This is a genomic window from Nitriliruptor sp. (genome assembly GCF_040882075.1).
In the GTDB taxonomy this organism is placed as follows: domain Bacteria; phylum Actinomycetota; class Nitriliruptoria; order Nitriliruptorales; family Nitriliruptoraceae; genus Nitriliruptor.
In genome coordinates this window covers 1-5147 of the sequence record NZ_JBBEBZ010000071.1, presented here as the reverse complement: position 1 = coordinate 5147, position 5147 = coordinate 1, and the positions used below count along the sequence as shown (strand labels likewise).

The window sequence follows — 5147 nt, the reverse complement described above, 5'->3', positions numbered from 1 at the left end:
TCGGATGGGCTCCGGACGTCCGAGGGGCCGACCGGGCGGGAACCGCCGTATGCGCGAGATGCCCGACGCCGTTGCGATCGCTACGGTGCCGGTGCTGTTCAGGCGCATCTCTCAACGCTCCGGGCCGAACTCAACCTGGCGCGAGCCGGGCGAGGCGACCACGGAGGTCGGTGTCGGCCGGGTCGAGGCGGACCTCGCCGGTGGCGATCCACCAGAGGGTGACCGCCTGATCCCAGTGGTCGGGTAACGACGCGGCCCAGGCGAGTGACGCCTCGGCCTCGTCGAGGTGGCCGTCGCACCAAGCGTCGGTGCCGAGCTCCTCGGCGCACGATCGGCAGAGTCCCGGCCAGCCATCCGGGCCGCAGGTCGGTAGTAGCCGTGGGAGTTCGCCGCAGCGGTCGCACGGACCGGCGTCGACCGCCTGCGGACCACGGTCGGTCGACGCCAACCAGGGTTCGACCTCGAGCAGCGCCGCTCGCAGCGCCGCCCGGTCGAACCCTGGTGTGGGGTCGGTCAGCTCATGACCGCGGTGTCGGCGAACTCGTCGTGCTTCCCGCGATTGGCGGGCTGCGAGTTGATCGTCACGGCGATCACGATCACGGCGATGAACCCCGCGATGCCACCGATGATCGGGACGAGCCCGAACAGCATCCAGATGTTGCGCTTGGCTGCGGCCTCCATCGACGGCGGGGTCCCGTCGGCGGCGGCGACGACCCGGATGTTCAGCAGCTTCTTGCCGAGCGTCGCACCCGTGGACGACTCGAAGTAGACGTAGTACCCGAACCAGGCCAGCGAGAACAGGGCGTTCCCGATCCAGCCCTGCAGCCCGAAACCACCCATGCTCCAGCCGAAGATGGCGAAGATGATCGTGGCCGGGATACCGATGATCAGCGCGTCGAGCAGGCGCGCGCCGAAGCGTTGGCCGAGCCCCGCGGTGGCGGTGACCCCCGCGCCCAGCTCCTGGGAGGACGGGGGCGGCGCGCTCGGCGGTGGTCCGCCGAACCCACCCTGTGGTGCGGGGTCGCCTCCCGGTGGTGTGCCTCCCTGCGGGGGCTGGCCCCCTGGTGGTGGCGTGCTGCCTGGTGGTGGCGTGCTCGGAACGTCGCTCACGGTTTCCCCTCCTCGGCCTTCGCCGGGATCATCGGACTTCGGCCCCTCGGCCCACCGTAGGCACCGCGATGACCCGATGCGAGGGACCCGTGCACGAGGTGCGACGCGGGGGTGCGGCCGCGCGGGCCCTAGCATCTGCCCCGTCGGCGTCCGCCGGAACGACAAGGAGCCCCCGTGACCCGCAGCCACAACCTCGCCATCCTCGGCGGCGACGGCATCGGGCCGGAGGTCGTCGCCGAGGGTCTGAAGGTCCTCGACCGCCTCGAGGACCTCGAGGGGTTCACCACCGAACGCGTCGACTACGACCTCGGTGGACGTCGCTACCTCGACACCGGCGAGGTGCTGGCCGACGAGACCCTCGACGAGCTGCGCGGATCGGACGCGATCTACCTCGGTGCGGTCGGCACCCCCGACGTGCCCCCTGGGGTCATCGAGAAGGGGTTGCTGCTCAAGCTGCGGTTCGCCTTCGACCAGTACGTCAACCACCGGCCGGTCAAGCTCTACCCGGGCGTGACGTCACCGATCGCCGGCCTGACCCCCGAGAGGTGCGACTTCGTCGTCGTCCGCGAGAACACCGAATCGGTGTACGCCGGCGCCGGCGGCACGCTCTACCGCGGGACACCCGCCGAGGTCGCGACCCAGGAGTCCATCAACACCCGCCACGGGGTCGAACGGATCCTGCGCTACGCCTTCGAGCTGGCCGCCTCCCGCGACGGCAAGCTCACCCTGTGCCACAAGACCAACGTGCTGACCAACGCCGGCGACCTGTGGATGCGCACCTTCACCGAGGTCGGTGAGTCCGACTTCCCGCAGGTCGAGCGCGACTACGTCCACGTCGACGCGGCCTGCCTCTACTTCGTCACCAGCCCCGAACGGTTCGACGTGGTCGTCACCGAGAACCTGTTCGGCGACATCATCACCGACCTCGGCGCCGCGCTGCAGGGTGGGCTCGGGCTCGCTGCCTCCGGCAACCTCGATCCGACCCGGCGGGCACCCTCGATGTTCGAACCGGTGCACGGCTCGGCGCCCGACATCGTGGGGCAGGGCAAGGCCGACCCGATCGCGGCCATCATGAGCCTCGGACAGCTGCTCGCCTTCCTCGGCGAGGACGGCGCTGCTGCGCGGGTCGAACGCGCGATCGCCGCCGAGCTGACCGAGCACGGCGGCGCTCGTCCCGACGGGTCCCGTTCGACGACGGCCGACGTCGGTGACCGGATCGCCGAGCTGGTCGGGGACTGATGTGCCCACCCTCCGGACCCGGATCGTCAAGGCCGGCTTCGTCGGCGCGCTCGAACTGATGCGGCGGGCCGGTGGCGGGATGCCCGTCGCCGGCGCAGCGGAGGAGGAGCTGCAGGAGTACGCGCTCGCTATGCGCGCCCAGCTCGAGACGCTCGCTGGTCGGCTACCACTCGGACGTTCGGTGCGCTTCCAGCCCGCCCGCGATGCGCCCGTCGATGGGCTCTGGGTCGCCGACGGGGTGGCCGTGCCACCGGTCGGCGACGACGGGATCGAGCGGGCGCTCGGCACGGAGTCGGCCGAACGGATCGTGCTGCACCTCCACGGGGGGGCCTACGTGCTCGGCTCGCCCGAGAGCCACCGGGGCCTTGCCGCCGCCCTGTCGCGCACGAGTCACGCGCAGGTGTTCCTGCCCCGCTACCGGTTGGCTCCCGAGGACGTGTTCCCGGCCGCGCTGGACGATGCCCTCGCCAGCTACCGGTGGCTGATCGAGAGCTGCGACTTCCCGGCTGATCGCATCGCCTTCTCCGGTGATTCGGCCGGAGGCGGACTGGCCCTCGCGGTGATGTTCGCCGCACGCGACGCCGGGCTGCCGCTGCCCGCGTGCTACCTGGCGATATCGCCGTGGACCGACCTGGCCGCGACCGGTGGATCGCTGCAGGAGCTCCACGCGGTCGACCCGTGGCTGTCGGCCGACCTGATCCTCCCCGCGGCGCGGGCTTACGCCGGTGACGTGTCGCTCGAGGATCCACGCCTCTCGCCGCTGTACGGCGACCTCGAGGGTCTGCCCCCGATGCTGGTCCACGTCGGGAGCGACGAGATCCTGCTCGACGATGCCGTGCGCCTCGTCGAACGCGCCAGGAACGCGGGCGTGGACGCCTCGCTCGGCCGGTTCCCGGGCCTCTGGCACGTGTTCCAGGCCTTCCCGCTCCCGGAGTCACGCAGCAGCCTGCGTGAGCTCGGTGCCTTCGTGCGGCGTCACACCAACGAACCTCTGGTCGGCGCCGCCGCCGCGCGCTAGCGTCGACCGGCTCGCGCCGGCCCCCGCCACGCCCGGCTCCCCGATCGCACGCGAGCGGACGTCCGCCGTGTCCACCTCGCTACCGCTCCGCCGCGTCCGCAACGACGACGATGACGACCTCCTCGCGCTCGCTCGGGCGGTCTCGCGCCACTTCTACGAGGACGAGAGCGACGACGAGCTGCGCCTGTGGCTGCCGTTCCTGCGCGGCTGCGTGTCGCTCGTCGTCGAGGACGGCGACCGGCTCGTCGGCAACTTCGGCAGCCTGCAGGTCGACATCTCCACCCCAGGCGGGGGACGCCTGCCGTGCGCCGGCATCACCGTGGTCGGCGTGTCGCAGACCCACCGTCGGCGAGGGCTGCTCCGGCGGATGATGACGGCAGGGCTCGACGACGCGGTGGAACGCGAGCAGCCGGTCGCCGCGTTGTTCGCCTCCGAGTCGGCCATCTACCCCCGGTTCGGGTACGGGATCGCCGCGCCGACGATCGAGTACCGCGTGGACACCAGCCGGTTGCGGTTCCTGGACCCCGTCGACCCGCACCTGGTCGTCGACCTCGATCCCGCGGACGTCGTCGCGGAGGCGTCGACCATCATCGCGCTGGTCGGCGACCGACGTCCCGGCCTGGTCTCGCGGACGGCAGCCGAGCTCCGCATGACGCTGCAGGACGACCCGCCGAGCTTCCGTCGCGGGGCGAGCTCCCGGCGACTGGTCCAGGTCCCGGGACGGGGGTACGCCACCTACCGCGTCAAGGACGACTTCCGCGACGGTGTCCTGGCGGGGGAGGTGCGGTTGCAGCAACTGCTGGCCACCGACCCGGAGGCCGAGCAGGCGCTCTGGCAGCACGTGCTGGACGTCGACCTCACCGCCACGGTGACCGCCGACCTGCGACCGCCCGACGATGCGCTGCCGTGGATGGTCGAGGACCGGCTGCGGCTGCGGATGGGCGAGAGCGCACCGCTGTACGTGCGCATCCTCGATGTCGTCCGCTGCCTCGCCTCCCGCACGTCGGCGGTGTCCGACGGGCTCGTGCTCGAGGTCCACGACCCCGAGCGGGACGCCGGCGGCACCTACCGGTGGGACGTCAGCCCCGAGGGAGCTGCATGTTCGCGGACCGACGCGGCACCGGACGTCGTCCTGCCGATCGACGTCCTCGCCGCGGTCTGGCTCGGTGGGACTCCGCCGACGCGTCTGGTGGATGCGCGGCGGCTCGAGGAGCGGACGCCAGGAGCGGTTGCCCGGCTCGATCAGATGGTGGCCACCGAGCACGCGCCCTGGACCCCGTGGGAGTTCTGACGGGCCAAGGTGGGCCGCGCGAGGAGGTCACCACCTAGCGTGTGCGTCCCACCCGCGACCAGCAGGAGCCCGCCGTGGCCAGCGTGTACAAGAAGATCGAGCTCGTCGGATCCTCCCGTGAGGGCGTCGACGACGCCATCCGAGGCGCTATCCGCAAGGCCAGCGAGTCGGTGCGCAACCTCGACTGGTTCGAGGTCAAGGAGATCCGCGGCTGGATCGCTGACGGCGAGGCGCAGCACTTCCAGGTGACCATCGAGGTCGGGTTCCGCCTCGACGACGCTCCCGCGGGCTGACCGACGGCATCCAGCGGACCCTGGCGGCCCACGGCGAGGTTCGACAGCGTGTCGACCTGCTCGCTACCGTCGTGGGCGTAGAACGCCGTCCGAGGAGCGAGCCGTGACCGGCCGCGACGTGATCACCGCCGACCGCGCCATCGTGGGCGGTCGTCCGGTCGTGCGTCCCCGGCTCGAGATCATCATCCGACCGCTC

Annotated in this window: 6 protein-coding genes; 4 read left to right on the top strand and 2 right to left on the bottom strand. The window is 71.7% G+C overall.

The genetic code is table 11. From position 1 onward, the window contains the following. Positions 1–130: 130 nt before the first annotated feature. Positions 131–448 carry a hypothetical protein gene (locus WEB03_RS03530; protein ID WP_368069591.1) on the bottom strand — a complete coding sequence of 106 codons (318 nt, stop codon included), beginning with the start codon at positions 446–448 and terminating at the stop codon, positions 131–133. 65 nt (positions 449–513) lie between these two features. Further along, a complete protein-coding gene (locus tag WEB03_RS03525; RefSeq protein WP_368069590.1) occupies positions 514–1110 on the bottom strand; it encodes an RDD family protein in 597 nt (198 codons plus the stop codon). A gap of 174 nt (positions 1111–1284) precedes the next feature. Here WEB03_RS03525 and WEB03_RS03520 point away from each other — a divergent pair, with 174 nt between their 5' ends. From WEB03_RS03520 to WEB03_RS03505, 4 genes are all read left to right on the top strand, one after another. Beyond that, complete coding sequence (locus tag WEB03_RS03520) at positions 1285–2349, top strand: 3-isopropylmalate dehydrogenase (protein ID WP_368069589.1); 1065 nt, start codon at positions 1285–1287, stop codon at positions 2347–2349. A 1-nt stretch (position 2350) separates the two neighbouring features. After that, a complete protein-coding gene (locus WEB03_RS03515; RefSeq protein ID WP_368069588.1) occupies positions 2351–3367 on the top strand; it encodes an alpha/beta hydrolase in 1017 nt (338 codons plus the stop codon). Positions 3368–3434: 67 nt separating this feature from the next. Continuing rightward, entirely contained in the window at positions 3435–4658 is a 1224-nt protein-coding gene (locus WEB03_RS03510; RefSeq protein ID WP_368069587.1) for a GNAT family N-acetyltransferase, read from the top strand. Between the two features lie 74 nt (positions 4659–4732). Next, a complete protein-coding gene (locus tag WEB03_RS03505) occupies positions 4733–4951 on the top strand; it encodes a dodecin (protein WP_368069586.1) in 219 nt (72 codons plus the stop codon). Positions 4952–5147: the final 196 nt, after the last annotated feature.